Genomic DNA, 26,470 nt, shown 5'->3' with positions numbered 1-26,470 from the left:
ACAACCCCTGGCTGACTTCAGCTTAGTCCTAGCGTGAGTCCGCCCCCCTTAAAGCACCCTGCGATGAGTCCTCTCTCTCACGCAGGCTGCCTAAGTGAACGTTCTGACCAAAATATGCACGCTGAATATCTGCATTTTTCTCGCACCCTCTGCCTTTGCTGACTTCATCAACGACAGCACCGGCAAGCTGGAACTGAAAAACTTTTACTTCAACCGCGACTATCGCGAGCCCAATGCCGCACAGTCCAAGCGCGAGGAATGGGCACAAGGCTTCGCGCTGCAAATTGAGTCCGGGTTTACCGAGGGCACCGTAGGCATGGGGGTAGATGTCCTCGCCATGGCAGGCTTCAAGCTTGATTCAAGTACAGACCGAACCCGCTCCGGCTTATTGCCGGTGCGCCAATCCGGCAAAGCCGAAGACAGCTATGGCGAAGCGGCTTTTACGGCAAAATTCAGGGCCTCCCAAACGACGCTGAAAATCGGTGCGCTGGCCCCGCCGACGCTACCGATACTGGAAAAAAACGTTGGCCGCTTGCAGCCGCAGCTTTTCAAGGGCGCGCACCTGCGCTCCCAGGAACTCAAAGACCTGACGCTGGACGTGGGCAGAATTACCCACGTCAACCAGGTCGACTCAACCAACTATGAAGCGTTGGCGGTCGCCACCGGCGCACGCAGGAATATCGTGGTGCGTGGGAAGAATCAATCCAATGCATTCGACTTTGCAGGCGGTAGTTACGCCGTCAACAAACAACTCACCGCCAGCTACTACTACAGCACGCTGGACAACCTCTACACCCAGCACGCGGGCAGCCTTCAACATACCTATCCGGTCGCCGAGAACCAAAGCCTGAAAAGTGAATTGCGTTACACGCGCTCTCTCGATAACGGCCACACCAACATCGACAACACCGCAGTGGGTGCGATGCTGACCTACTCATGGGGGGCGCATAAATTGGGTGGGGCCTACCAAACCATGTCAGGCAACACAGGCTACGCCGCTGTAAGAGGAAGCTATCCCACACTGGTGAATTTTCTGCAGTACAGCGATTTCGCCAATAAGGATGAAAAGTCCTGGCAAGTGCGCTACGACTTCGACTTCACCGCGCTGGGCGTTCCCGGCCTTTCCATGTTCACGCGCTATGCATCGGGCAGCAACGTCGACCGAGGGCCTGGCCGTTCGCAAGGGCGTGAGTGGGAGCGGGATATGGATGTGAGCTATGCCTTCCAGAATCCGACCCTGAAAAACGTCAAAGTCCGCTTACGCAACGCAATGCTGCGCTCCAACTTTGAAAGCGATATAGACGAAACACGCTTGATCGTCAGCTACGAAAAGCCACTGTGGTAACCGGCAAAAACCCGAAAGCCCGCCCGACGCGGGCTCTCGGAAACACCCCTACTTGGGTTTGCGATAGCTGTTGATGATGGCCGAGAAGTCTAGGCCGCCTTCCCCACGCTGACTCATCGATTGATACAACTGCTGGGCCACGGCGCCTAGGATTACCGGTTGCTTGGCCTGGCGCGCGGCTTCGGTGGCCAGGCCCAGGTCTTTGAGCATCAGGTCGGCGCCGAAACCACCGGTATACCCACGGGACGACGGCGCAGTTTCAATCACGCCCGGCCATGGGTTGTAGGTGTCGGAACTCCAGCAGCGCCCGGTGGAGCTGTTGATGATGCCGGCCAGCACTTGTGTGTCGATGCCCAGCGCATCGCCCAGGGCCATGGCCTCGCTGACGCCGACCATGCTGATGCCGAGCAACAGGTTGTTGCAGATCTTGGCGATCTGGCCGGTGCCGACGTCGCCGCAATGCACGATATTGCGGCCCATCTGCGCCAATACTGGTTGCAGGGTGGCAAACAGTTCGGGCGTGGCGCCAACCATGAAGGTCAGCGTGCCGGCTTGCGCGCCACCGGTACCGCCGGAGACTGGCGCATCCGCAACCACCACACCTTGCTTGGCCGCCGCAGCGGACACATCGCGGATGGTTTGCGGGTCGATGGTGCTGCAATCCACCGCAGGCACGCCTTTGCCGATGCCAGCAAGCACGCCATCTTCATTCAGCCACACGCTGCGCACATGGGCAGCGGCCGGCAGCATGGTAATCACCAGCTCCGCGCCACTGGCCGCATCACGCGGCGAGTCGCTGATGGCGCCGCCCAGTTCGGCCAACTCCTTGAGCACTGTCTGGTTCAAATCAAACAGGTTAAGCGCATGGCCAGCCTTGATCAGGTTGCGGGCCATAGGCGCGCCCATGTTGCCCAGGCCGATAAATGCAATCTTCATGGTCGTCTCCCAAATCAGCGCAGGTTGATGGTGGTGTTGACGCCATCGTTGACCGTGTCGTCGTCGAACCAGCGGCTGGTGACGGTTTTGGTCTGGGTGTAGAACTGCACCACTTGCTTGCCATACGGGCCGAGGTCGCCGAGTTTGGAACCACGCGAACCGGTGAAGCTGAAGAACGGCACCGGCACCGGAATCGGGATGTTGATACCGACCTGGCCTACATCGATTTCGCTCTGGAACTTACGCGCCGCCGCACCACTTTGGGTGAACAGGCCGGTGCCGTTGCCGAACGGGTTGGCGTTGACCAGCGCAATGGCCTCATCCAGCGTGGCGACTTCCAGCACCACCAGCACCGGGCCGAAGATTTCCTGGGTGTAGAGCTGCATATCAGTGGTCACGCCCGAGAACAGGGTCGGGCCGACGAAGTTGCCTTGCTCGAAACCCGGCACCTTGATGTCGCGGCCATCCAGCTCCAGCTTGGCGCCTTCTTTCACGCCGCTTTCGATCAGTTCCAGGATACGGGCTTTGGCGCGTTTGGAGATCACCGGGCCGACATCCGTACCGGCTTCGCTACCGGCGTTAACCTTGAGTTTTTGCGCCAGCGCTTTCAAATCCGGCAGCCACTGCTTGGCCGCGCCCACCAGCACCACCACCGAGGTGGCCATGCAACGCTGGCCCGCCGCGCCGAAACCGGCACCGACCAGGGCATTCAAGGTGTGTTCGCGGTTGGCGTCCGGCAGCACCACGGCGTGGTTCTTGGCGCCCATCATCGACTGCACACGCTTGCCGTGTTTGCCGGCCAGGTCGTACACATGGGTGCCGACGGCGGTCGAGCCGACGAAGGAAACCGCCTTGATATCTTTATGGGTACACAGCGCATCCACCACATCCTTGCCGCCGTGCACCACGTTGAGCACGCCAGCCGGTACACCGGCTTCCAGCGCCAGCTCTACCAGCAACATAGTCGACAGCGGGTCTTGCTCGGACGGTTTGAGCACGAAGGTGTTACCGCAGGCAATCGCCATCGGGAACATCCACAGTGGAATCATCGCCGGGAAGTTGAACGGCGTGATGCCTGCACACACGCCGATGGGCTGACGCAGGGTGTAGGTGTCGACGCCACCGGCGACGTTTTCAGCGAACTCGCCCATCTGCAAGGTGCCGATGGAGCACGCGTGCTCGACCACTTCCAGGCCACGGAAAATATCGCCTTCGGCGTCCGCAATGGTCTTACCCTGCTCGGCGCTGAGGACTACGGCGATGCGCTTGGAATGCTCGCGGATCAAGGCCTGCAGCTTGAGCATGATGCGCATGCGTGCACCGATCGGCGTGAGCTTCCAGGTTTGAAAAGCTTGATGGGCAGCGTCGATGGCGGCGTTGACTTCATCGGCGGTGGCGAAAGGGACTTTGGCCAGCACCTCTTGGGTGGCCGGGTTGACGATGTCTTGCCAGTGGGTGGTCTTGGACTCGACCCATTCGCCCTTGATCAGCAACTTGACCTGTTGCACGGAAATATCGGCAGAAGCGTTCATGTGGTCTCCAAATCTTATAGTTGTGCAGAGAACCAAGGCGTTGAATCGCCTTGAAGAATGAGGCGTTCGGACTGTTTTTGGAGTATAGATGTGCAAATCTCTAATAAGAACGCACATAAAAGCCGGTCCAATATGCAAAAAAACATCACCTCGCTTGGCTCCCTGAACTGGGATGACCTGAAGTTTTTCCTCGAAGTGGCCCGCACCCGCAAGGCCAGCGTCGCTGCCAAGCGCCTGGCGGTGGACTACACCACCGTGTCACGGCGCATCAGCTCACTGGAAGTGTCGCTCGGCACATTGTTATTCGAAAAATCCCGGACCAACGGCTTCGTGCTCACCACCGAAGGCCAGCGTTTGCTCGGGTATGCGGAGTCCATCGAAAGCACGTTGCACATGGCCTGCGAACAGGTTTCCGGCTCCGGCGTGGCGCTGTCCGGGCATGTGCGCATGGGCTGCACCGAAGGTTTCGGCAGTTTTTTCGTTACGCCGCAGCTCAGCCACTTTGTCGACACTTACCCGGCAATCTCGGTGGATATCCTGCCACTGCCCCACTTCATCAGCCTGTCCAAGCGCGAAGCCGACATTGTGATCGCCCTGGAGCGCCCGGAACACGGGCCGTACGTGTGCTGCAAACTGTGCGACTACAAACTGCAGCTGTACGCGACCCAGGACTACCTCGACCAGCACCCGCCAATCCGCAAACCGGCGGATTTGGCCGAGCATCCGTTTATCAGTTACGTGGATGACCTGGCGTTCAGCTCGGAGCTGTTGTACCTGGCCAATGTGGTGCCCGGCGCCAGCGCGAGTTTGCGCAGTACCAGCGTGATCGCGCAGTACGTGGCGGCGCAGCAGGGCCGGTCGATGGCGATATTGCCGTGCTTTTTGGCGGCGCAGGACCCACGGTTGTTGCCGGTGCTGGGGGAGCAGATTGCGATTACGCGGCAGTTTTGGATGTATTGCCGGGAGGATTTGCGGAAGCTGAAACGGATTACGTTGTTGTGGGATTACATCAGGGAAGTGACGGAGCAGAATGCGGGGTTGTTGATGGGGACGACAAGGGAGATGAGGTTTTCGGACTGAGGTGCGCAGTTGATCTTGCTCGAAGCAATATATAGATGACACATAACGTGCTTTCTTCTTGTTTACTCAAGAAAGGTTGCTTTATATTCAATATCAAATCACTACAGGATGTATAGCATGACAGATTCATCTGTTTTTTCTCCAAATGGAGAACCAGGCTCCCTAGAACCACAAGGCACCCCAGAAACTTCAGAGTCACTAAATGTCATCCTGCCCAGTAAAAGCGCAACTGCTATTCGCCAATTGTCTAATACCGGCGCACCGTATGCTCGTACATTTGACTATGGTACGACTCCCTTTACGGGAGGCGGTGGCGTAGATTATCAACTGGATCCAACCGACACTGTTTCTGCTGATAATGGAGGAACAATCCTGGTTAATCCAACCGATGGCGGACGGTGGAAAGCGTCGAGTCTTCCTTATTACAATCCACGTCAGTTCGGTTGTAAAGGTGATGGAAAAACAGACGATACAGTTGCATTTCAAAACTGCATTAATGCTGCAATAACAGCCGGTATTGAAATCCGTATCCCTTCCGGCAAATACCTTATTAGCAAAACTCTAAACTTTGATCTTAGTGATTCCACAGAATTCACTGACACCCGCAAAATTGATATGCGCGGAAGCGGCATCCAAACGTGCCGCTTTGAATTTACGGGCACCGACGCTTGTATAAAGGTTACTGGCGGCACAGGTTCTGGAAAAATCCCATCGCAAATGTTTCAAGTATTCTCCGGATTCGCCATTAAGGGCAATCAGGCATCTGGGTCTATTGGCTTTTACCAAGATACTTGCCAGCATATTTTCATGCAAGACATTGAACTCACCCTGCTGGATGTTGGTTTAAAGCTTCTGGATGCGGACTTCTCTTCATTTCAAAAAATTATTATCCATTGGAATAACAGAGGGCTTATTGCTGAACAGCGTAGCCCTAGGCTTATCAATAGCACAGCCCCCAATGGACTTGACTTTATTGGCTGCCAAATTGCTGGCAATAAAACGTATGGTGCCGCCTTTGTTAAAGGTTCTTGCATTAACTTCTACGGCGGAGATATAGAAGGTAATGGAATCGATGGAGACGGTAAAGGTTTCGGCCTATTGTTCCAGGACTGCGGTGTGCAAGGTGGCGTAGGTGCTAACCTTAACGGCGTCTACTTTGAGCAGAACAATGGTATTGCTGATGTGTGGGTAAGCGCGAGCAATGCACCGGATGCCACTTTAAACCCTAACCATTGCGTGCACAATATAGACTCTTGCTCATTCAACCGAGTCAGCAATAAAAACTTCACCATCACTAACATCTTTGCTACGTTCACGTCTTCTGTTGCTGGTAAGCAGAAGCTGAATGTGCGTTCATCTGGCTTTAAAGGGTATGGGAATTACGCTGCATCCAATGGCCGCCCTTATATTAAATTCGGCCTTGACAACATGAACGCTTATAACTTTCACGCTGAAGGAAACCTCTTCCAAGATGATATCGAAGCCATTCCACAACAAGAGCACTTCAGTTGCGTGATAGGTCTAAATACTAAGCAATCAATTACTCAGGGCGTGCTGACCGATGTCGATTTCACTGCGGCCATTTTTGATCCTAGCGCCCTACACGATCCAACACACGCAACTTACATCACCGCCCCTATCACCAATAGGTACACCGTAACCGCCAACGCCAACTTTACTGCCAACTCAATTGGCACAAGATTAATTAGAGTCAACGTGAATGGCGTGGAGGTAATGAATGACTCTAAAAATGCTACCGGAGGTGGAAACAACACTTATCTAGGCTTAACAGTTGAGCTTTCTTTAAATAAAGGAGACAAGGTAAGCATGCAAGTATTCCAAGATACATCCACCGCACTTGATCTACTTGATTCTTCTACTCGATTGAGCTTTAAGAGTGCCTCTCCCACTTAAGGCCAAGTGACAATAGGCTGCCCCTGAAGACCTCGAGGGCTGGCTTGCTTTGTTATAGACATAAGAGCAACTGCTCAAAGATATTCAGGGGCAAGGTGGAACAACCTGATGGCAACCATGCTTATTTAACCATCGACCTATCAGACTTTCTTAGAAAAAATGGACGATGTGTATCTCACTGTCACTGCTTAAAAAGGTGCGGTTATGCCTGTAGTGATACTGCTTGGTGAGAAGAGCAAGCAAAGTAGAAATACGCGTCGCTTAGCAAAGAGACGCGGAGGTTGTGGTCCTGCGGATTAAAAGGCCATCAGCGAAGATTCGCTTTAATTTGCAGGACATTTCCTAGAGACTCTCTACCCTATTGCGCCTTACCGTTTGGGTCACTAGCCTCCTGACTTCGCTGCTCATCAGCGATCGGGTTTAGCGATCCGAGTTTCAGGCGTAACACTGCCCCCAACAGTATCAGCTGGCTCTCGTCAGCTTTTAGCGTTTTATGGCGGCTGTGTGCGGGAGACTTTCGAGTCTACCCGGGATGCGCTCTGGCCCGGATCGCTAACCTGCACACAGCTGCCACCCTCTTCATGTTTAGCGATGTGATGTGGCAGCTCTACTTCAGCAGAGAGCAATCATCATGAGCAAAATCGTCCCCGATCCACCCCTTTCATCCATCACCACCCTCGGCGTCGTCACCTTCGGCGACTACGGCGAAAACCAAAAACCGCTGTTCCGCGTCAACTCCGGCATGCCCATCGAGCAAGCCCTGGAACACGCCTCCACCCTGCTGTTTTACTCCAAGAAACTCGCCATGGAAGCCGCCATGGATGTACGCGGCGAACAATACGCCTGGGCCGCGCACTACCTGTGTGAGATGGGCAAAGCCGTGGTGGATGACCTGACGCAGGCAATGACCCCAACGAGCTAAAGGCTAGATCGCAGATCGTTCCCACGCTCTGCGTGGGAATGCCGCCCTGGACGCTCTGCGTCCGCTCTTGAAGTCGTGACGCGAGCGTCACAGGATGCATTCCCACGCGGAGCGTGGGAACGATCGGAATGTGGGAGGAAGCTTGCTCCTTCCACTTCTAAACCGCACCAGCCCCGGCTATTTGCGGATACCGAGCCCGCACTTCCCGCAAAAACTCACCCGCGGTGCTCTTGAGCCAAGCAATTAACCGAGCGATATCGGGCTCCGACTGTCGTCCGTTTCGGCAAATAATGTAGTAGGCCGCTGGCGACATCATCACTGGGCTATTCAGCGCAACCAACGTGCCGCCTTCCAATTGGTCGTACACCAACGCAGTTCTGCCCAGCGCAATCCCTGTGCCCTTCACCGCCAGACTGATCGCCTGGCTCGAATCCGGAAATCGCGGCCCATGGTGATAAGGCGGCGCCGCCAGCCCCTGAAATGCAAACCAGCTTTCCCACCCCGGACACACCTGATCGTCCACCCGATGGATCAGCGGGTACCGGGCGACATCTTCCAGTGCAATATCACCCTTCAACCGCAGAAACTCCGGCGAACAAACGGGGAACACCGCGTCGCGCATCAGCAGTTCAACATGATGATCCGGGTAGTCGCCGTACCCCATCACCACCGCAACATCGTATTGATGAGCCTCCAGGCTGGCGCCGCTCATGTCAGCGCTGATCAACACCAGGTCAATGTTGAACGAGGCCTCAGTGTGAGAGCCGTGCATTCTGGGAATCAGCCAAGTCGAACAGAGGGAAGAGGTGCATGAGAGGTACAACGGCTGGGATTTACCGGGGTTGAGCGAATGCAGCACCCCGTCCAGCGCCTTGAAAAATCCGTCGGTTACCGGCAATAAGGCCTGCCCCGCTGCCGTCAGCTTCACACCGCGCGAGTGCCGCTCAAACAACTGCACGCCCCACCACTCCTCAAGGCCCGCAATTTGATGGCTGATGGCACTGGCGGTGAGGTTGAGCTCAGATGCAGCACGCGCAAAACTACCCGTTTGAGCTGCGCTGACGAACGCTTGAAGCATGGGTGTGGGAGGCGGACGCTGGGCCATCAGGTGCTCACTTTGATCAAGATGATCCCGCAAACAATGACGAATGCCGACAGCATCCGTCGCCAACCGAACCGTTCATGAAAGAACAGCGCGGCAATAATGGCGCCGATAATAACACTGGTTTCCCGCAGCGCTGAGACCTTGGCGACCGCATCCAGCGATAACGCAAACAACACCAATCCGTAAGACGCCAGGTAAAAAACACCGCCTAACAGGCCTACTCGCCAATGCCCACGTATTGCTTGAGCCAAGGCTGAACGCTCTTTGGAATACGCCAGCACAGGGATCGGAATACTCTGGAACACTGTCAGGTAGATGATGTACTGCATTACCGTCTCACTCGCTCTTACACCTTTGGCATCCACCACCGTGTAAGACGCAATAAACACACCGGCGCACACCGCCATCAGGATCGGTTTGAACATCTGCGCCGTCATCCTGCGCACAAAAGTCAGGCTGATAATCCCCACACAAATCAGCAACACTCCGGTCAACGCCTGAAGTGACAACTGCTCATGCAGCAGAAAGTAGGAAAACAGCGCGACCAATACGGGCGGTACCCCACGCATCACGGGATAAACCTGGCCAAAGTCACCCGTTTCATACGCCTTGATCAGAAATAGCCTATAGACCGTATTGAGCATCACGGAGACGAGGATATAGCTCCCAACCTCCAGGCTCGGCACACTGACAAATGGCAAGGCCAGCAGGCATATCACTAGCGCGGTACCATCAACCATGGCCAAGGTCATGAAGCGACTGCTACCGGCGCGGACTACTGCGTTCCAGGTGGCGTGCATGAAGGCAGAGATCAAGACCAGCGTGATCGCGATATCGGAGTTGTCCATGGGGCTCGGCTTATGGCGGATATTTGAGGACTTACGTTATGAACATCGGGGCATCATTGTTTGCGTAACCACATCCGTAGCATATAGCGATTCAGATCGCTCAAAGGCTCAGTATCATTGATTTCGGAACGTGGGGCGCTCATATCAATGAAGTGTGTCCGGGTATGAAGAAACTTGTTATCGGCCGAAATAAGTACCTGTCCTGGCTCCAGCAGTACTCGATGCTGAACCGATGATTGATCGAGAACGGTATCTAGAAAGTCCAGCGCTTGGGATTGAGCCACTGTTAACGGCACTCCTGCCTTCAAATGAGCCGACTCTATGTAGACTCGAAAGTATCTAATCAGTGGAACACCTTCACTTGAAAAACTCAGGATGGGAGCTTTAAACAACTGCTCTTCATCTGACATGCCGCGATTCTCAAAAAAGAAGTCACATTTGAGTTCTTCCAGTATTTCCGGGAACGCCATCAGTTCCGCATAAACAGAGCTTGCATCAATGAGAATACTCTCCCCGCCTAAAAGCGCTTTCTGTCCGCAAGCTAAGATCAAGTAATCGATAGGCAGTGGGTCGCTCACCCCATCATTGTGTACGTAGGCACCTTGACGGGTTTGATGGTATCTCGCACCTTCCTCAATGCTCTTACCACCTCGGTCATAAACCTCAATCACCTTGTGACCGAGATGGTTCTGCACCATTGGCTTACCTAGTAAAGAACCGAATGTCCACACCAGCGATTTGAAGCTTGCAAGCTCTTCGACCTTAAAGCCATCGAGGATCAAGACATGACTCTCGTGATCAATCATGTTTCGTATTCTATGTAGTTCCTCGCTAAGAACGGGCAATAGCAGTGGATTTATATAGGCAGGCTTCGCATCAAATCGACTATCCTGAATTTCGGATTCGATAATTTTTTTTGCACTTAATAGTTCCTCAAAAGCTTTTTTTGAAAGCCTGACCTTAGAAACCTCTTGGCGAAAATTACTGACGTTTATGTTCATCGCAATCCTTTACGGTAGTTAGAGCGGATATTTAACTAAACTCAGCACTTTCTAAAAAGCGAAACCTCATCAGCCCAGCCATCAAAATTCGTCATGGCAGACCGTTCCTACAGATAAAAACACTGGACGTTTATTGCTGGAATTCGGCTATGGCGCATCAGCCTCAGCGAAGCCTTGAACACGCCTCCACCTTGCTGTTTTACTCCAAGAAACTCGCTATGGAAGCCGCCATGGATGTACGCGGCGAACAATACGCCTGGGCCGCACACTACCTGTGTGAGATGGGCAAAGCCGTGGTGGATGACCTGACGCAAGCAATGACGCCGAGCAGCTAAGCGAACACGCCAGCAAGCACACTTCAAAACAAAATATGGGAGCGGGCTTGCTCGCGAAAGCGGTGGGTCAGTGAGTAAATCCTCAGCTGACCCACCGCCATCGCGGGCAAGCCCGGCTCCCACAGTTGAATGGTGGCGGGCACAAGATTCAGGTCTGGCACAAATAAGTGTGGGAGCTGGCTTGCCTGCGATGGCGGTGGGTCAGGTAGCTTATCTACTGCTGATACACCGCATTCGCGAGCAAGCCCGCTCCCACATTTGGACTGTGGTGGGCACAGGATTCAGGCCTGGCACAAATAAGTGTGGGAGCTGGCTTGCCTGCGATGGCGGTGGGTCAGGCAGCTTATCTACTGCTGATACACCGCCATCGCAGGCAAGCCAGCTCCCACAGTTGACCGCATTGCCACTTTGGAACTGAGTGTGGTGCTTAGTCGGCGATCACGACGATCGACACGCGCCGGTTCTCGGTGCGGCCTGCCACGGTGGTGTTTGACGCCACCGGTTCGCTGCTGCCCAGGCCGCGTAGTTGGATGTTTTCTTCTTTCATGCCCACGCCGGTCAGCACCTTGCCCACGCTTTTGGCGCGGCGCAGGGACAGTTGCTGGTTGTAGGTTTCTTTACCGGAGGCGTCGGTGTGGCCGTCGACGCGCACGCGTTCGATGCCGGCGCCCGTCAGGGCTTTGCCGATGCGTTCGACGATGTCGGTGCTGGCTTTGTTGAGGCTTTCCACATCGCTGCCAAACAGCACTTTGCCGGACAGGCCGAACGCCCAACCCTCGTCGGTCAGCTCAAAGCCTTGTTGTTTGAGGACCGCGATTTGCGCCGGGCTCAGGCCTTTGGGTGGCGGCGTCTGGCAGCCGCCGAGGGCCAGGAAGGCCACCAGCAAAGTAATAAACAGAACACGCGTTTTAGAGAACAAGGGATCAACTCCTGTGTTGAACATTGGCAGCGGTAGGCTCCGCCTCCGCCGTTTGCTGGCCGCCCTGGGACAGCCGCTTGGCTTGGTACATGGCCGCGTCGGCGGCATTGAGCAAGGTGCCGGGAGTGGCGCCATGATCAGGGTAGATGGCGATGCCGATACTGAGGGAGGTCAGCACCTGGGTATTGCCGGGCAACGGGATCGGCTTGTCCATACTGGCAATGATCTTGTCGGCGATGCGCTGGGCATCCTCGGCCTTGTGCAGCGGCGCCAGCAGGATCGCGAATTCATCGCCGCCCAAGCGCGCCACCAAGTCATCCTCCCGCAGTTGCGCACGCACGCGTTCAGCAACGGCGACCAGCACAGCATCGCCGGCGGCGTGGCCAAAGTTGTCGTTGATGTCTTTGAAGCGGTCGCTGTCGAGGAACAGCACCGCCACCTTCTCATTGACCTTGGCGGCGCTGCGCAGCGCACGGATCATGCGGCCCTCGAAAAACGCGCGATTGGGCAAGCCGGTGAGGCTGTCGTGGCTGGCCTGGTGCGCGAGGGTTTCATTTTCACTTTGCAGGTGGCTTTGCCAGGCTTCCATCTCGCCGAGCAGGGCGTTGAAGTCGCTGCCGAGGCTGTCGAGTTCGGCGATCTGCGCCGGTGGCACGCGGCGGTCGAAATCGCGCTCGCTGCGGGCGGCGTGGGCCACGGCGGCGAGGCTTTGCAGCGGTTGGGTGATGCCTTGCAACAGGCGCCGCGCCAGGTACAACGCGACCCAGGCGCTGAGTGCGGTACAAATCAGAATTCCGGCCAGGCCGCTGAGCAAAAAGCGCAGCAGGCTGCCGCCATGGCCGACCAAGTGAATGCTGCCGACGGGTTGGCCCTGGTGCAGGATCGGCTGGCTGATGGGCTGTTCGAGCAGGGTGTGCGCCACCGCCAGTTCAACCCTGGAGAGCATGCCGGTATCGGGCCGTATCCATTGCGCCAGCAGCTTGCCGTTGGCATCGAAGACTTCGGCCTGGGCCACTTCTTCGGTGGAGGCGATCAGGCTCAGGGCCTCGGTGGCGGCGGCACTGTCGTCGAACACCACTGCCGCCTCAACGGTGTAGTTGATGGAGCGCGCGATCAGGTGCAGGTTGTGTTCGGCATACACGCGCAGCGCCAGCACGCCGAGCAGGGTCAGCGACACACTGGCCAGGGTCACGGCCACCAGTGCCAGGATCAAATGCCCACGGCCAATGACCGAACGCAAGGTCGGCCGCACTTTAGCGGTACTCATGGCGCCGGCGCTCGACGGCGGGACAGTTGCAACACGCTGGGGTGAATACGCACGCCACTGCGGGCGACGGAGTCCAGGTTGACCTCGAACGACACTTGCTCATCGCCCACGCGCAGGCAGAACAGGCTGCCCACGGTGCATTGGTCGCCGCCTTCGCTGATGCTGAGCACCGGGTGGCCGATCAATGAGGTGAACAGACGGCTGCGTTCATCGGCGGAGAGTTTGCCGATGTAAATGGCGTCGCAGGCGCTGACGATATTGGGATTATCGGCCAGCAGACGCTGCACCACCACCGGGCGGCCAGTGGCCTGGGTGGTGCCTTTGATCAGGTCGTCGGTGTATTGGGTGGGGCCGACGATGCACAAGCGCAGTTGCGCAGGCTCCACCGGCCAACGGGCATAACTGAGGATGCCGAGTACCACTTGGGTGACGGCCTGGGCGCGGTGATCCGCCAGGCTGGGCGTCTGCGCAAATACGTGCGGGGCGAGCAGGCATAGCACCGCCACCAGTAACATGCGTCTCCAGCTCGAACTGCGCTCTGTGGGCGAGACAGCCACGTTCATGCAGCGATTCTCTCAGCTATTTTACAGGGTGATGCCGCAACGATAGCACAGCGGCGGAAAACCCCACGACTTGGGGGTTTATCAAAGCCCGCTATTTTTTCAGAAAAATCAGACAACTAAACCAGAAATATTTTACGACCGATCAGTCAGTTTCATCGGGCGCAGCCTCCAACTCCAGCATCAACCCACTCAGGCGTTTGACCTTGCGCCGCACCGCTTCTTCAAACACCCCGCCACGCGGTTCGATCAAACTGAACCAGCGTTTGGCGCGGGTGATGCCGGTGTAGATCAGCTCTTTGGTCAGCACCGGGTTCAGCGCATCCGGCAGGATCAGCGCCGTGTGGGTGAATTCCGAGCCCTGGGATTTGTGCACGGTCATGGCGTACACGGTTTCCACATCATTCAGACGGCTGGGCAGTACAAAACGCACGCCACCCTGGCCATCGTTGCGTGGGAAAGCCACACGCAGCACCTGTGGGCCACCGTCGCTTTCGGGCAGCTTGAGGGCGATGCCGATGTCGCCGTTCATCAAGCCCAGGCCGTAGTCGTTGCGCGTCATCAGCACCGGTCGGCCTTCGTACCATTGGTCGTCGCCTTCGATCAGCCGCACTTTGCGCAAGGCGGCGGTGATGCGTTGGTTTAAACCTTCCACGCCCCACGGGCCTTTGCGCACGGCGCAGAGCAGCTGGAAGGCGTCAAAGGCTTGCAACAGTTGTTGCGCCCAGTGAGTCCAGGCGGCGTCTTCACGTGGAGTGTCGAGGGCCGGGCGCGCGCTTTGCAGCAGATTCAGGTAATAGCGATAGCCTTGGGCTTCGTCGCCCTGCCCGTCCAGTACCAGGCGCTCAAGGGCGTGATCGTGTTCGCCCTTGAGGCTGAGGCAGAACAGGTCGCTGTGGCTACGCGCGGCAAGCAGTTTGCGCGCCTCTTCGGCATTTTGCTGGTTGACCCAGCGCGCCAGTTGGCCGATGCCGCTACCTTCGCCGAAGCGTCGCGAGTAGCGCAGCATGACCACTTGCTGGGCGAGCGGATGACCGCCCTCGAGGTCTTCCTGCAGGCCGCTGGCGCTGAGGTCTTCGCCGCTGACCGCTTGCAGCCATTGGCGCGTGTCGGGGCTGTACCAGCCGGCTTCGGCATCACGGCATAGGTCGCCGAGCACCGCGCCGGCTTCTACCGAGGCGAGTTGGTCTTTGTCCCCGAGCAATACCAGGCGTGCGTGAGCCGGCAACGCGTCGAGCAGGTTGGCCATCATTTCCAGGTCGATCATCGAGGCTTCGTCCACCACCAGCACGTCCAATGGCAACGGGTTGCCGAGGTGATGGCGAAAATGTCGCGTGCCGGGGCGGCTGCCGAGCAGGCGGTGAACCGTGGTGACCTGGGTGGGGATTTTTTCCCGCACGCTGTCCAGCACATTCAGCGACAACACTTGCTGGCTTATGGATTCGGTGAGGCGTGCCGCGGCTTTGCCGGTGGGCGCGGCGAGGCGAATGCGCAATGGGTTGCCGGCCTCTACGGCCGGGGCCTGCAGCAGCGCGAGCAAGCGCACTACGGTGGTGGTTTTGCCGGTGCCGGGGCCGCCGGTGACGATGCTGAAGGCCCCGCGTGTGGCCAGGGCGCAGGCGAGTTTTTGCCAGTCGATCACGCCGTCCGGTGGCGGTTGTTCGAACAAGGTGTTCAGGCGTTGCGGCAAATCAGTGGCGACGGTTTCCTGGGTGGCCAGGCGCAGGCGCAACGCCGTGTCGATGCGCCGTTCGTAAGTCCAGTAGCGGCGCAAATACAGGCGTTTGCCGGACAACACCAGCGGGCGGCTTTGAGCCGACTCACTGCCATCCAAAGCCAGCGCGACCAAGTGGCTGGCGGCCAGCGCATGGCACCAGTGGGCGCCATCAAGGCCGCCGAGTAATTGCGAGGGCAGCAGCATGGCGCCGGTTTGCAGGTCGCCTTCGGGGGGCAATGACAGGGCAAAGTCTGGCGCTTTAAGGGTTTCGAACAGGTCCAGGCAGACGTGGCCATGGCCCAGTTGGTGGCTGGTCAATGCGGCGGCCAGTAACACCAGCGGGTCGGCCTGTGGGTCGAGTTCGTGGAGGAAACCGACGAAGGCTTTGTCCAATGCGCGCAGCCAGCCACGGTCAACCCAGCGCTCCAACAGTTGCAGCAGGTCGGCGGCGCGGCTGAGGGGCATCAGCTCCTCTAGCGGTAACGGCGACAGGCTCATAGCAGCACTCCTTGTTCCCAGGCGGGCTCAACCTTGGGCGGTATGGGTTTGCCCTGGAACAGCAGGTCCAAGCCTTCGATCAGCTCCCGTGGCGGCCGGGTGAAATATGCGCCTTGGCTCGTGGCCTGGGTGCCACGCAGGAACAGGTACAGCGCGCCGCCGACATGGCGGTCGTAGTCGTAATCCGGCAGGCGTGCCTTCAGTTGGCGGTGCAGGGCCAGCAGGTAAAGCACGTATTGCAGGTCGTACCGGTGCTCGAGGATCGACTGTTCCATGGCGTCCTGCGTGTAGACCGAATCGTCAGGGCCGAGCCAGTTGGATTTGTAGTCGGCCACGTAATAACGGCCGTCGTGTTCGAACGTCAGGTCGATAAAGCCCTTGAACATACCGTTGAGCAGCACCGGTTCGGCGGCTACTCGGGACACGCCTTTATGGGTGTACTGGCACACCAGCTTGTCGAGGGCCAGCACGTCGACTTTGTGGCTGGCGAACCAGAACTCCATTTCGATCTGGTAGTGCTGCAGGCTGCTGAGGGCGACTAGATCGTTATCTACCGGCAGCGGCGTCTGCAGCAAATGGCCGAGCCAGCCGCTGAGGGTGACGATCCAGCCTTCCCAATTGCGCCGATTACAGCGGGCGCCCACGGCTTTTTCGATGGCCTCGGGTGTCACGTTGAAGCCTTCCTCGCCCGCCCACTCCAACAGGCCGTGAAGGAAGGTGCCGGGGTTAGGGCCACGTGGGAAACGGTGAATGTCGCCGCCAGACGCTGCCACTTCACGCGGTGCGTCGGGGTCGAGGCGTTCGTCGTCAAACAGCTTCTGGGCTTGTGGGTTTTCTGGCGCTTCAAGGCTTGCGGCGCTCATGCTGTCGCCAATTCGTAATGCACTGTAGGAAGCGATCCACCAGTTTTCGGCGGCCTTGCGCTTGGGCAGTAGCGGTGCCAGCAAGGTGGCCTCGTTGCGCGGCGGGTGGAACAGGCTGTCTTGCGCGTCGGGCACGTGGGTGTAGTGGATGGCGGCGCAGCCCTCTTGCAAGTCCAGCAGCCAGCGCGCCAGGCCGGCGGATTCGCCCAACGAGGCACCGGCGCCGAGCAGATAACCCAGCGCGGACAGGTGCAAGACCGAGCTGCTGTTATTGCCCCGTTTGAGGTCGGCAATGCCCAACCAGCACGCGTGTTTGGCACGCGTGAGGGCGACGTAGAACAAACGCAGGTCTTCGGCCAGGCGCTCGTCGTCGGCTTGGGCAATCAGCTCGGCGGTGGGCCGCAGGCTGACTTGGGATTTGCCGTGTTCGTCGTGGTAATGCAGCGGCAAGCGGCTGCCATCCACCGGCTTGGCCGAGCAGATAAACGGCAGGAAGACCAAGTCATATTCCAGGCCCTTGGACTTGTGGATGGTCACCACCTTGACCAATTGTTCGTCGCTTTCCAGGCGCAGAATCTGTTCTTCACCGGCCTGGCCCGACAGTGCCAGGTGTTCGGCGAGGTGGCGGATCAGCGCTTGTTCGCCGTCCAGTTCTGACGCGGCCTGTTGCAGCAGTTCGCTCAGGTGCAACAGGTTAGTCAGTACGCGTTCGCCGTCACTGCGGGCAATCAGGGTTTGCGGCAGCTTGAAATCATGCAGCAGGCGGCGCAGCATCGGCAGCACGCCTTGGGTACGCCAGATCGCGCGATAACCACGGAACTGCATCACGCGGGTTTCCCACGCCAGTTCGTCCTGGTTCAGACGCTCCAGTTCCGCCAGTGACAGGTTCAGGGTGATGCAAGCCAGGGCGGCGCGCAGTGGGCGCTCGACGTCCGGCTCGGCGCAGGCCTTGAGCCAGGCCAGCAGGTCGTGGGCTTCCTGGGCGGCAAACACCGAGTCTTTGTCGGACAGGTACACGCTACGTACACCACGGGCGGCCAGCTCGGCGCGCACGGCTTGGGCTTCCTTGCCGTCACGCACCAGAATCGCGATGTCTGACGGGAGTACGCCTTTTAAGCTGCCATCTTTTACGAATCCGGCCGTGCCTTGCTGCCCGCCATTAAGTAACTCAACAATCTGCGTGGCACAGGCGGCGGCCAGTTGTTGGCGATACACCGCGTTGGAAATAGGTTGGTCGGTAGGCAAGTGCCAGAGGTTCATCGCCGGCAGGGTTTGGCCATCGACCTGCAATTGCTCTTTGCGGCCTTGGGACAACACCGAGTGGAACGGCACCGGGTTGTCGCCATTCGGCTCACGGAACAGGAACGCGCCACGGCCGGTCTCGGCACGCTGGAACACATGGTTAACCGCCTCAACCATCGCATGACTGGAACGGAAGTTGGTGCCCAGGGTGTGATGGCGGCCGGAGGTGGACTGACGGGCGCGCAAGTAGGTGTAGATGTCGGCGCCACGGAAGGCGTAGATCGCCTGCTTGGGGTCGCCGATCAGGAACAGGCCACTGTCGAGGTGGTTTTCTTCGATGCGGTAGATGCTGTCGAAGATGCTGTATTGCACCGGGTCGGTGTCCTGGAACTCGTCGATCAGGGCGACCGGGAACTGCTCACGGATCACACTGGCCAAGCGCTCGCCGCCTTCGGTTTGCAGGGCGGCGTTGAGACGAATGAGCATGTCGTCGAAGCCCATTTCGGCGCGGCGGCGTTTTTCTTCTTCGAAGCGTTTACCGACCCAACCGGCGGCGTGTTGCAACACGGCGGCGTCGGGGGTTGGCAGTGCGTCGAGGCTGGCCTTGAGGCTGGCCATGGCGTCGATGCCAGGGTGACGCGGCGCCTCGCCCTTCCAGGCTTCGGCCATGCCATCGGGCGTAAGGCGGGTGAAGCCGGTGCCGATGTCGAGTTGTTCAAGGGTTTCGTCAGCGGCCCAGGCGCTGATCTTTTCGAACCAGGGTTCGAAGTAACGCGCCTGCATCTTGCGGCCGTCGACGGCTTTGGCGGCGACGGCTTGCAGGCAGATATCGCGCAGTTCGATGGCCCATTGTTGCCAGGGGGCCTTGAGCGCGACCAGCGCTTGGCGGCGCTCTTGCAAGCAAGCGTTGATCAACTCGGCCGGCTCACGGGTTTCATCGGTGGGCCGCTCGCTGCCGAACAACGCGCGCACGCGTGGCATCAGCGCGGCGGGGCCGCTCCAGTTTTTGCGTACCCAATTGAGCGCATCGTCGTGCATCGGGTAGCAGAACAGCCGCCAGTAATCGCGCAGCACTTCGCCGAGCAGGTCGCTGTGGTCGGTTTCCAGGGTCTGGGTGAACAGGCTGCCGCTGTCGAACGCGTGTTCGCGCAGCATGCGCTGGCACCAACTGTGGATGGTCGAGACCGCGGCTTCGTCCATCCATTGGGCGGCGATGTCCAGGCGATTGGCACAGGTCGGCCATTGTTCGGGCAGGTATTGGTCACGCAGGTCGGCAATCAGCGCGTCAGGTTGCTCGATTTCGTCACGAAAAAAACGCGCTGCTTCGGCCAGGCGGATGCGGATGCGTTCGCGCAGCTCTTTGGTGGCGGCGTCGGTGAAGGTCACCACCAGGATTTGCGGTGGCAGCAGTTCGCGGCCAAAGCCGGATTGGTCACCACCGTGGCCAAGCACCAGGCGCAGGTACAGGGCGGAAATGGTGAAGGTCTTGCCGGTGCCGGCGCTGGCTTCAATCAGCTGGCTGCCTTTGAGTGGGAAGGCTAGGGCCAAAGGTTTACCGATCATGCGCCGGCCTCCTCGCTGCTGAGTGATCGCCATGGGGCGTTGATCAAGGGGCGATACAGGGTTTCGGCCCAGCCTTCGAATTCTTCGCTGGCGATGAGCGAGGCGTAATCCGGGAATTGGCGAGTGAGCGCCAGGGTTTCGCGACGTTCGCCGTCGGTGGTCAGGCCGTCGCCTTCGTAGGCTTTGCTGGCGGCGGCCTGGGCCTTGTCCGGATCGGTTTGGCCGAGCCAGGCGAAGGCGGTTTTCACCGCTACGGGCAGTGGTTTGCGCATGCCGGTGTGCCAGGCCAGTAACAGGTTGCCGAGTATGTCTTGGGCGATGGTTTTTTCCAGCGGGGCCAGCAGCAAGGTGTCGTCACTGGCAACCAGCCCGGTACTCAGCGGCAGGCCGCAGGCGCAGGCCACCACATGATTGACCCACGGGCGGATCAGGCGATGCCACTTGCGGGTCTTGATCGAGCCGATGCTGTTGGGGATGGTGGTGACGCTTAACAATCCGCCATCACTGCGCCGATGCAGGCCACTGATCCAGCCTTCGAGTTCGATGCCTTGATGCTCAAAACTGATCGGTTCGGCAGCGGTTTGTGGCGTAGGCCAGAGCGCCAGTAAGTGTTGATAGCGCTGCAGTAGATCGGGCAATGGCTCGACCAATTCATTACGCAGGCATTCGCCGAAACCGACCATGGGCAGCAGGCCACTGCCTTGCAGGCGCAGGGCTTGGGCATTCAGGGCCTGGTCTATGTGATCGGGCTGGGCCAAGGCTGCATTGAGCAGGCTGTCGCTGAGGCTGTAGCGTTGCAAGGCATCGAGAACGAAAGGTTCTTCATCGGCCAGCGGGACTTCGGCGGCTTCGAAGAACACTTTCAGACGCTGGCTGAAGAAGTGTTTGACGGGGTTGCGCACAAAGTCTTGCAACTGGCCGAGGCTTAGAGGTTCTTCCTGGTGGTGCTCTGCCAGTTCGTCTTGCTTGGCTGAGGCTACCGGTGCTTCGTGGAGCAGTTGCCATTCGCGGGCGTAGCTGAACAGCGCATCACCTTCGTGGAAGTAGCGGGCACTGAAGGGTTGGAGTGGGTGCTCCTGGGTCATGGCTTCCAGCAACGGTTCTTGTGTGTCTGCGTTATGCCAGCCGCTGGCGAGGTGGTCACGCAACTGGCCGATCAATACCGAGGCCGGGCGGTCGCTGTTGTCGCGGATGCTGCGGCCTACCCAGCTGATATAGAGCTGATCGCGGGCCGACAGCAGCGCCTCGAGCAGCAGGTAGCGGTCGTCTTCGCGGCGTGAACGGTCGCCGGGGCGGTAGTCGCTGCCCATCAGGTCGAAGTCCAGCGGCGGTTGGGCGCGCGGGTAGTCGCCGTCGTTCATGCCGAGCAGGCAGACCAGCTTGAACGGGATGGCGCGCATGGGCATCAGGGTGCAGAAATTGACAGCCCCCGCGAGGAAGCGCTGGGACAGGCGGCCTTGATCGAGGCCGGCGAGCCAGGCTTCGCGGACGACGGTAAGGGGTAACTCGTCCTGCAGGCCGACGGACTCACAGGTTTCCAGCCAGTCTTCTCGCAACTGTTCGAGTTGGCCAAGCAGATAGTCGTCGTGCTCGCTGCTGGGCAGAAAGAACAGTTGCATCAGGCGTTGCAGGCGCTCGCCCCATTCTTGTGGGCTTGCCGGTTGTGACAAGGCTTGATGGGCGTGGTTTAGCGCATCGAGCAAGGCGACCAATGGGCCAATCAACGCGGCGTCGAGGCCGCCGATTTCATCGTAGGGTTCGATGCCGTCACAGGCCATTCCGGTGCCCACGGCATAACCCAGCAGCATGCGGCGCAGGCCGAATCGCCAGCTGTTTTGCTCAAGCTCCTTGGGCAGGCCGAGGCCGGCGCGCTGTTCGGCGTTGAGGCCCCAGCGGATGCCGGCGCCTTCGATCCAGCGGTGCAGCGTAGGCAGGTCGCGTTCCTTGATGGAAAAACGTTCGCGCAAGGCGGGAACGTCGAGCAGGTCGAGGATTTCGCTGACGGGGAAGCGGCTGTCCGGGAGTTTTAGCAGGTGCTCGACGGCGATCAGCAGTGGGTCGCGGCCACGTTGGCCTTGGTCGGTGAGGGTGAACGGGATAAAACGCGGGTCGTTCCGCTCAAGCTGGCCGAAGACCGCGCGGATGTGCGGCGCGTAGCTGTCGACGTCGGGGACCATGACGATGATGTCACGCGGGCGCAGTGCGGGTTCGGCGCTGAAGCGCTGGAGCAATTGGTCATGGAGGATCTCCACTTCGCGTTGGGCGCTGTGGGCGATGTGGAAACGGATGGAGCTGTCGTGATTCAGATCGACGCCCGGCCACAGTTCGCGGGTTTCATTGAGTGGGCGCAGTTCGAGGATGTCGTCCTGCAATTGGTTGAGCAACGTGGTGGGTTCGTTGTCGCTGAACAGGTCGATGCGGCCATCACGGAAAGCAGCGCGGTAGCTGTTGGGGTCGTCGTAGCTGTCCAGCAGGCTAATGTAGTCGCGGCCCTGTTTACCCCAAGCGGCCAGCAACGGGTGCGCATGCTGGTGCAGGGTTTGCGGGTCGATGGTGACGGGCATGCCGGCTTTGCGCGCCTGACGTTTGTACTCGTTACGCAGCAGGTCTTTGTCGGCAACGATGTCGGACCAGTGGTGGCGGCAAGGGTTGTGTACGCACAGCAAGACTTGGCTGAAGCGTGCCAGGCCGGCGAGTGCTTCCAGCGCTTGGGCGGGCAACGATGAGATGCCGAAAACGATGACTCGGGACGGCAGGCCTTGGGGGGCTTTTTCGAGGGTATTGATCCGCTCGATAAAACGCTGGTGAACACCGGCTCGGCTTTCGGCCATGCCCTCTTCGCCTACATCCAGTAGCAGTGCACGCCAGAGTTCTGCCTGCCAGCAATTCGCCGGGTTCAGGGGCTTTGTTTCGCCTCGGCCGTTGCGCAGTTGGTGGCGACCGGCCGCCCAATCTTCCAGCCAGTCGGCGCGGTAGACCTGGTATTGGTCGAACAAGTCGGCCAAGCGTTCCGCCAGTTGATAGCGTTTGCGCAGGTCGGTGTCGTCGGTGAGAAATCGCTGCAGGGGCTCGAAGTGCGGTTGGCCGATGAGCTCCGGGAGCAGACGCATCAGGCGCCAGGTCAGTGGGGCCTTATCGAGCAAGGATTTGGGCGGGATTTCGTCTTTGCCCAAAACCATGCGATAGAGCTGCCACATAAAGCTGCCGGGGAGTTGCACGTCGATAGCCGCAGCGATGCCGCAGCCACCCATATCATCTTCTTCGGGATCTTCGGCCAAGGCCAGCTTGAGCCATTGGGCAATGCCGTTGCTTTGGACCAGGGCGATTTCGTTTTCCAAAGGAGCCAGCGGATAGCGGCGCATCCAGCTGACTACCAGACTGCGCAGTTCGTCGAGGCGGTTGCCGTGAACCACCATGAATCCAGCGCTGAGGGACGTCGCATCCGGCATAACGGCTTCCTTGGGAAAAGCAAAATCGAGGCATGGACTTTAGCATTGAAGGCGGTCACAGACTGCAAGTGAGAACCGCTTGATACATTGCGTGGCCACACTTTTCGACCGCCCAAAACAAAACCCCTGATTGCGTTAGCAATCAGGGGTTTCGGAATTTAATCTTGACGATGACCTACTCTCACATGGGGAAACCCCACACTACCATCGGCGATGCATCGTTTCACTACTGAGTTCGGGATGGGATCAGGTGGTTCCAATGCTCTATGGTCGTCAAGAAATTCGGGTACTGAGTCGTAGCCAGATGGCTTCGCTTCAGCAAATTGGGTATGTGACAGCTTTCGGTGTTTTGTGAGCGTCGAACTTTCGGTTCATCTCGTCTTCACACACCGCAATCTGATGCTCTTTCGAGTAGTCAAATTGCTTGGGTGTTATATGGTCAAGCCTCACGGGCAATTAGTATTGGTTAGCTCAACGCCTCACAGCGCTTACACACCCAACCTATCAACGTCGTAGTCTTCGACGGCCCTTCAGGGGACTCAAGGTCCCAGTGAGATCTCATCTTGAGGCTAGTTTCCCGCTTAGATGCTTTCAGCGGTTATCTATTCCGAACATAGCTACCCGGCAATGCCACTGGCGTGACAACCGGAACACCAGAGGTTCGTCCACTCCGGTCCTCTCGTACTAGGAGCAGCCCCTCTCAAATCTCAAACGTCCACGGCAGATAGGGACCGAACTGTCTCACGACGTTCTAAACCCAGCTCGCGTACCACTTTAAATGGCGAACAGCCATACCCTTGGGACCGGCTTCAGCCCCAGGATGTGATGAGCCGACATCGAGGTGCCAAACACCGCCGTCGATATGAACTCTTGGGCGGTATCAGCCTGTTATCCCCGGAGTACCTTTTATCCGTTGAGCGATGGCCCTTCCATACAGAACCACCGGATCACTAAGACCTACTTTCGTACCTGCTCGACGTGTCTGTCTCGCAGTCAAGCGCGCTTTTGCCTTTATACTCTACGACCGATTTCCGACCGGTCTGAGCGCACCTTCGTACTCCTCCGTTACTCTTTAGGAGGAGACCGCCCCAGTCAAACTACCCACCATACACTGTCCTCGATCCGGATAACGGACCTGAGTTAGAACCTCAAAGTTGCCAGGGTGGTATTTCAAGGTTGGCTCCACGCAGACTGGCGTCCACGCTTCAAAGCCTCCCACCTATCCTACACAAGCAAATTCAAAGTCCAGTGCAAAGCTATAGTAAAGGTTCACGGGGTCTTTCCGTCTAGCCGCGGATACACTGCATCTTCACAGCGATTTCAATTTCACTGAGTCTCGGGTGGAGACAGCGCCGCCATCGTTACGCCATTCGTGCAGGTCGGAACTTACCCGACAAGGAATTTCGCTACCTTAGGACCGTTATAGTTACGGCCGCCGTTTACCGGGGCTTCGATCAAGAGCTTCGCGTTAGCTAACCCCATCAATTAACCTTCCGGCACCGGGCAGGCGTCACACCCTATACGTCCACTTTCGTGTTTGCAGAGTGCTGTGTTTTTAATAAACAGTCGCAGCGGCCTGGTATCTTCGACCGGCATGAGCTTACGGAGCAAGTCCTTCACCCTCACCGGCGCACCTTCTCCCGAAGTTACGGTGCCATTTTGCCTAGTTCCTTCACCCGAGTTCTCTCAAGCGCCTTGGTATTCTCTACCCAACCACCTGTGTCGGTTTGGGGTACGGTTCCTGGTTACCTGAAGCTTAGAAGCTTTTCTTGGAAGCATGGCATCAACCACTTCGCTAACTAAAAGTTAGCTCGTCATCAGCTCTCGGCCTTAAGATCCCGGATTTACCTAAGATCTCAGCCTACCACCTTAAACTTGGACAACCAACGCCAAGCTGGCCTAGCCTTCTCCGTCCCTCCATCGCAATAACCAGAAGTACAGGAATATTAACCTGTTTTCCATCGACTACGCTTTTCAGCCTCGCCTTAGGGACCGACTAACCCTGCGTCGATTAACGTTGCGCAGGAAACCTTGGTCTTTCGGCGTGGGTGTTTTTCACACCCATTGTCGTTACTCATGTCAGCATTCGCACTTCTGATACCTCCAGCAAGCTTCTCAACTCACCTTCACAGGCTTACAGAACGCTCCTCTACCGCATCACTTACGTGATACCCGTAGCTTCGGTGTATGGTTTGAGCCCCGTTACATCTTCCGCGCAGGCCGACTCGACTAGTGAGCTATTACGCTTTCTTTAAAGGGTGGCTGCTTCTAAGCCAACCTCCTAGCTGTCTAAGCCTTCCCACATCGTTTCCCACTTAACCATAACTTTGGGACCTTAGCTGACGGTCTGGGTTGTTTCCCTTTTCACGACGGACGTTAGCACCCGCCGTGTGTCTCCCATGCTCGGCACTTGTAGGTATTCGGAGTTTGCATCGGTTTGGTAAGTCGGGATGACCCCCTAGCCGAAACAGTGCTCTACCCCCTACAGTGATACATGAGGCGCTACCTAAATAGCTTTCGAGGAGAACCAGCTATCTCCGAGCTTGATTAGCCTTTCACTCCGATCCACAGGTCATCCGCTAACTTTTCAACGGTAGTCGGTTCGGTCCTCCAGTTAGTGTTACCCAACCTTCAACCTGCCCATGGATAGATCGCCCGGTTTCGGGTCTATTCCCAGCGACTAGACGCCCTATTAAGACTCGCTTTCGCTACGCCTCCCCTATTCGGTTAAGCTCGCCACTGAAAATAAGTCGCTGACCCATTATACAAAAGGTACGCAGTCACCCAACAAAGTGGGCTCCCACTGCTTGTACGCATACGGTTTCAGGATCTATTTCACTCCCCTCTCCGGGGTTCTTTTCGCCTTTCCCTCACGGTACTAGTTCACTATCGGTCAGTCAGTAGTATTTAGCCTTGGAGGATGGTCCCCCCATATTCAGACAAAGTTTCTCGTGCTCCGTCCTACTCGATTTCATGACTAAGAGATTTTCGCGTACAGGGCTATCACCCACTATGGCCGCACTTTCCAGAGCGTTCCGCTAATCTCAAAGCCACTTAAGGGCTAGTCCCCGTTCGCTCGCCACTACTAAGGGAATCTCGGTTGATTTCTTTTCCTCAGGGTACTTAGATGTTTCAGTTCCCCTGGTTCGCCTCTTACGCCTATGTATTCAGCGTAAGATAACCATCTTATGATGGCTGGGTTCCCCCATTCAGACATCTCCGGATCAAAGTCTGTTTGCCGACTCCCCGAAGCTTTTCGCAGGCTACCACGTCTTTCATCGCCTCTGACTGCCAAGGCATCCACCGTATGCGCTTCTTCACTTGACCATATAACCCCAAGCAATCTGGTTATACTGTGAAGACAACATTCGCCG

The 26,470-nt window shown here is 57.7% G+C and carries 15 protein-coding genes, 2 rRNA genes and 1 pseudogene; 5 read left to right on the top strand and 13 right to left on the bottom strand.

Annotated features, from left to right (window positions below; all coding sequences use genetic code 11):
• Positions 1 to 94 precede the first annotated feature (94 nt).
• The gene (locus BFP92_RS17940) at positions 95 to 1,345 is read left to right on the top strand and encodes an OprD family porin (protein WP_065930503.1); all 1,251 of its coding nucleotides are present in this window, start codon (positions 95 to 97) and stop codon (positions 1,343 to 1,345) included.
• A 48-nt stretch (positions 1,346 to 1,393) separates the two neighbouring features.
• On the opposite strand, the gene mmsB is transcribed toward BFP92_RS17940, so the two are convergent.
• Together mmsB and BFP92_RS17930 are read right to left on the bottom strand one after the other, a co-directional pair.
• Entirely contained in the window at positions 1,394 to 2,281 is an 888-nt protein-coding gene (gene mmsB / locus BFP92_RS17935) for a 3-hydroxyisobutyrate dehydrogenase (RefSeq protein ID WP_065930502.1), read from the bottom strand.
• A 14-nt stretch (positions 2,282 to 2,295) separates the two neighbouring features.
• Entirely contained in the window at positions 2,296 to 3,813 is a 1,518-nt protein-coding gene (locus tag BFP92_RS17930; RefSeq protein WP_065930501.1) for a CoA-acylating methylmalonate-semialdehyde dehydrogenase, read from the bottom strand.
• Positions 3,814 to 3,945: 132 nt separating this feature from the next.
• On the opposite strand from BFP92_RS17930, the gene BFP92_RS17925 reads away from it, so the two are divergent.
• The 3 genes from BFP92_RS17925 (at position 3,946) to BFP92_RS17915 (ending at position 7,729) form a co-directional block, all read left to right on the top strand.
• Positions 3,946 to 4,893 carry a LysR family transcriptional regulator gene (locus BFP92_RS17925; RefSeq protein WP_065930500.1) on the top strand — a complete coding sequence of 316 codons (948 nt, stop codon included), beginning with the start codon at positions 3,946 to 3,948 and terminating at the stop codon, positions 4,891 to 4,893.
• Positions 4,894 to 5,010: 117 nt separating this feature from the next.
• The gene (locus BFP92_RS17920; protein WP_163005478.1) at positions 5,011 to 6,807 is read left to right on the top strand and encodes a glycosyl hydrolase family 28-related protein; all 1,797 of its coding nucleotides are present in this window, start codon (positions 5,011 to 5,013) and stop codon (positions 6,805 to 6,807) included.
• A 631-nt stretch (positions 6,808 to 7,438) separates the two neighbouring features.
• On the top strand, positions 7,439 to 7,729 hold the full coding sequence (locus BFP92_RS17915; protein ID WP_017137974.1) for a DUF3077 domain-containing protein: 291 nt from the start codon (positions 7,439 to 7,441) through the stop codon (positions 7,727 to 7,729).
• Between the two features lie 157 nt (positions 7,730 to 7,886).
• Here the strand turns inward: BFP92_RS17915 and BFP92_RS17910 are convergent, their stop codons facing one another.
• From BFP92_RS17910 to BFP92_RS17900, 3 genes are read right to left on the bottom strand one after another with little or no spacing between them, the layout of a single operon-like run.
• On the bottom strand, positions 7,887 to 8,834 hold the full coding sequence (locus BFP92_RS17910; protein ID WP_065930498.1) for a LysR substrate-binding domain-containing protein: 948 nt from the start codon (positions 8,832 to 8,834) through the stop codon (positions 7,887 to 7,889).
• Complete coding sequence (locus BFP92_RS17905) at positions 8,834 to 9,682, bottom strand: EamA family transporter (protein WP_065930497.1); 849 nt, start codon at positions 9,680 to 9,682, stop codon at positions 8,834 to 8,836. Before BFP92_RS17905 ends, BFP92_RS17910 begins: the two co-directional genes overlap by 1 nt.
• A gap of 53 nt (positions 9,683 to 9,735) precedes the next feature.
• Positions 9,736 to 10,683 (bottom strand): TauD/TfdA family dioxygenase, encoded by a 948-nt coding sequence (locus BFP92_RS17900; RefSeq protein ID WP_065930496.1) that lies wholly within the window; start codon positions 10,681 to 10,683, stop codon positions 9,736 to 9,738.
• Between the two features lie 170 nt (positions 10,684 to 10,853).
• On the opposite strand from BFP92_RS17900, the pseudogene BFP92_RS17895 reads away from it, so the two are divergent.
• Positions 10,854 to 11,018: pseudogene (locus BFP92_RS17895) on the top strand (DUF3077 domain-containing protein); the annotation flags it as partial.
• A gap of 427 nt (positions 11,019 to 11,445) precedes the next feature.
• Here BFP92_RS17895 and BFP92_RS17890 read toward each other — a convergent pair.
• The 8 genes from BFP92_RS17890 to BFP92_RS17855 form a co-directional block, all read right to left on the bottom strand.
• On the bottom strand, positions 11,446 to 11,937 hold the full coding sequence (locus tag BFP92_RS17890; protein WP_065930494.1) for an outer membrane lipoprotein YfiB: 492 nt from the start codon (positions 11,935 to 11,937) through the stop codon (positions 11,446 to 11,448).
• Between the two features lie 4 nt (positions 11,938 to 11,941).
• Positions 11,942 to 13,204, bottom strand: a complete 1,263-nt coding sequence (locus tag BFP92_RS17885; RefSeq protein ID WP_065930493.1) for a diguanylate cyclase DgcN/YfiN — start codon at positions 13,202 to 13,204, stop codon at positions 11,942 to 11,944.
• Positions 13,201 to 13,767 carry a regulatory sequestration protein YfiR gene (locus BFP92_RS17880; protein ID WP_065930492.1) on the bottom strand — a complete coding sequence of 189 codons (567 nt, stop codon included), beginning with the start codon at positions 13,765 to 13,767 and terminating at the stop codon, positions 13,201 to 13,203. The genes BFP92_RS17885 and BFP92_RS17880 overlap by 4 nt, the downstream gene beginning before the upstream one ends.
• A 142-nt stretch (positions 13,768 to 13,909) precedes the next feature.
• Complete coding sequence (recD, locus tag BFP92_RS17875) at positions 13,910 to 15,979, bottom strand: exodeoxyribonuclease V subunit alpha (protein ID WP_065930491.1); 2,070 nt, start codon at positions 15,977 to 15,979, stop codon at positions 13,910 to 13,912.
• Positions 15,976 to 19,647 carry an exodeoxyribonuclease V subunit beta gene (gene recB, locus BFP92_RS17870; RefSeq protein ID WP_065930490.1) on the bottom strand — a complete coding sequence of 1,224 codons (3,672 nt, stop codon included), beginning with the start codon at positions 19,645 to 19,647 and terminating at the stop codon, positions 15,976 to 15,978. The genes recD and recB overlap by 4 nt, the downstream gene beginning before the upstream one ends.
• The gene (recC, locus tag BFP92_RS17865) at positions 19,644 to 23,096 is read right to left on the bottom strand and encodes an exodeoxyribonuclease V subunit gamma (protein WP_065930489.1); all 3,453 of its coding nucleotides are present in this window, start codon (positions 23,094 to 23,096) and stop codon (positions 19,644 to 19,646) included. Before recC ends, recB begins: the two co-directional genes overlap by 4 nt.
• A 162-nt stretch (positions 23,097 to 23,258) precedes the next feature.
• A 5S ribosomal RNA gene (rrf, locus tag BFP92_RS17860) occupies positions 23,259 to 23,374 on the bottom strand.
• 157 nt (positions 23,375 to 23,531) lie between these two features.
• Positions 23,532 to 26,423: ribosomal RNA gene (locus BFP92_RS17855) — 23S ribosomal RNA — on the bottom strand.
• Between the last annotated feature and the right edge of the window lie 47 nt (positions 26,424 to 26,470).

Origin of the sequence: Pseudomonas sp. 58 R 3 (assembly GCF_900006605.1) — a bacterium.
GTDB lineage: Bacteria > Pseudomonadota > Gammaproteobacteria > Pseudomonadales > Pseudomonadaceae > Aquipseudomonas > Aquipseudomonas salomonii.
The sequence above is the reverse complement of the archived record's forward strand: the minus strand, read 5'-3'. Positions and strand labels throughout refer to the sequence as shown.

What these genes read in the sequence shown, in the direction of transcription:
- BFP92_RS17905 (WP_065930497.1), bottom strand. Translation starts at nt 9,682, where the DNA reads ATGGACAACTCCGATATCGCGATCACGCTGGTCTTGATCTCTGCCTTC.
- recB (WP_065930490.1), bottom strand. Translation starts at nt 19,647, where the DNA reads ATGATCGGTAAACCTTTGGCCCTAGCCTTCCCACTCAAAGGCAGCCAG.
- BFP92_RS17915 (WP_017137974.1), top strand. Translation starts at nt 7,439, where the DNA reads ATGAGCAAAATCGTCCCCGATCCACCCCTTTCATCCATCACCACCCTC.
- BFP92_RS17910 (WP_065930498.1), bottom strand. Translation starts at nt 8,834, where the DNA reads ATGGCCCAGCGTCCGCCTCCCACACCCATGCTTCAAGCGTTCGTCAGC.
- mmsB (WP_065930502.1), bottom strand. Translation starts at nt 2,281, where the DNA reads ATGAAGATTGCATTTATCGGCCTGGGCAACATGGGCGCGCCTATGGCC.
- BFP92_RS17900 (WP_065930496.1), bottom strand. Translation starts at nt 10,683, where the DNA reads ATGAACATAAACGTCAGTAATTTTCGCCAAGAGGTTTCTAAGGTCAGG.
- BFP92_RS17880 (WP_065930492.1), bottom strand. Translation starts at nt 13,767, where the DNA reads ATGAACGTGGCTGTCTCGCCCACAGAGCGCAGTTCGAGCTGGAGACGC.
- recD (WP_065930491.1), bottom strand. Translation starts at nt 15,979, where the DNA reads ATGAGCCTGTCGCCGTTACCGCTAGAGGAGCTGATGCCCCTCAGCCGC.
- recC (WP_065930489.1), bottom strand. Translation starts at nt 23,096, where the DNA reads ATGCCGGATGCGACGTCCCTCAGCGCTGGATTCATGGTGGTTCACGGC.
- BFP92_RS17920 (WP_163005478.1), top strand. Translation starts at nt 5,011, where the DNA reads ATGACAGATTCATCTGTTTTTTCTCCAAATGGAGAACCAGGCTCCCTA.
- BFP92_RS17885 (WP_065930493.1), bottom strand. Translation starts at nt 13,204, where the DNA reads ATGAGTACCGCTAAAGTGCGGCCGACCTTGCGTTCGGTCATTGGCCGT.
- BFP92_RS17930 (WP_065930501.1), bottom strand. Translation starts at nt 3,813, where the DNA reads ATGAACGCTTCTGCCGATATTTCCGTGCAACAGGTCAAGTTGCTGATC.
- BFP92_RS17925 (WP_065930500.1), top strand. Translation starts at nt 3,946, where the DNA reads ATGCAAAAAAACATCACCTCGCTTGGCTCCCTGAACTGGGATGACCTG.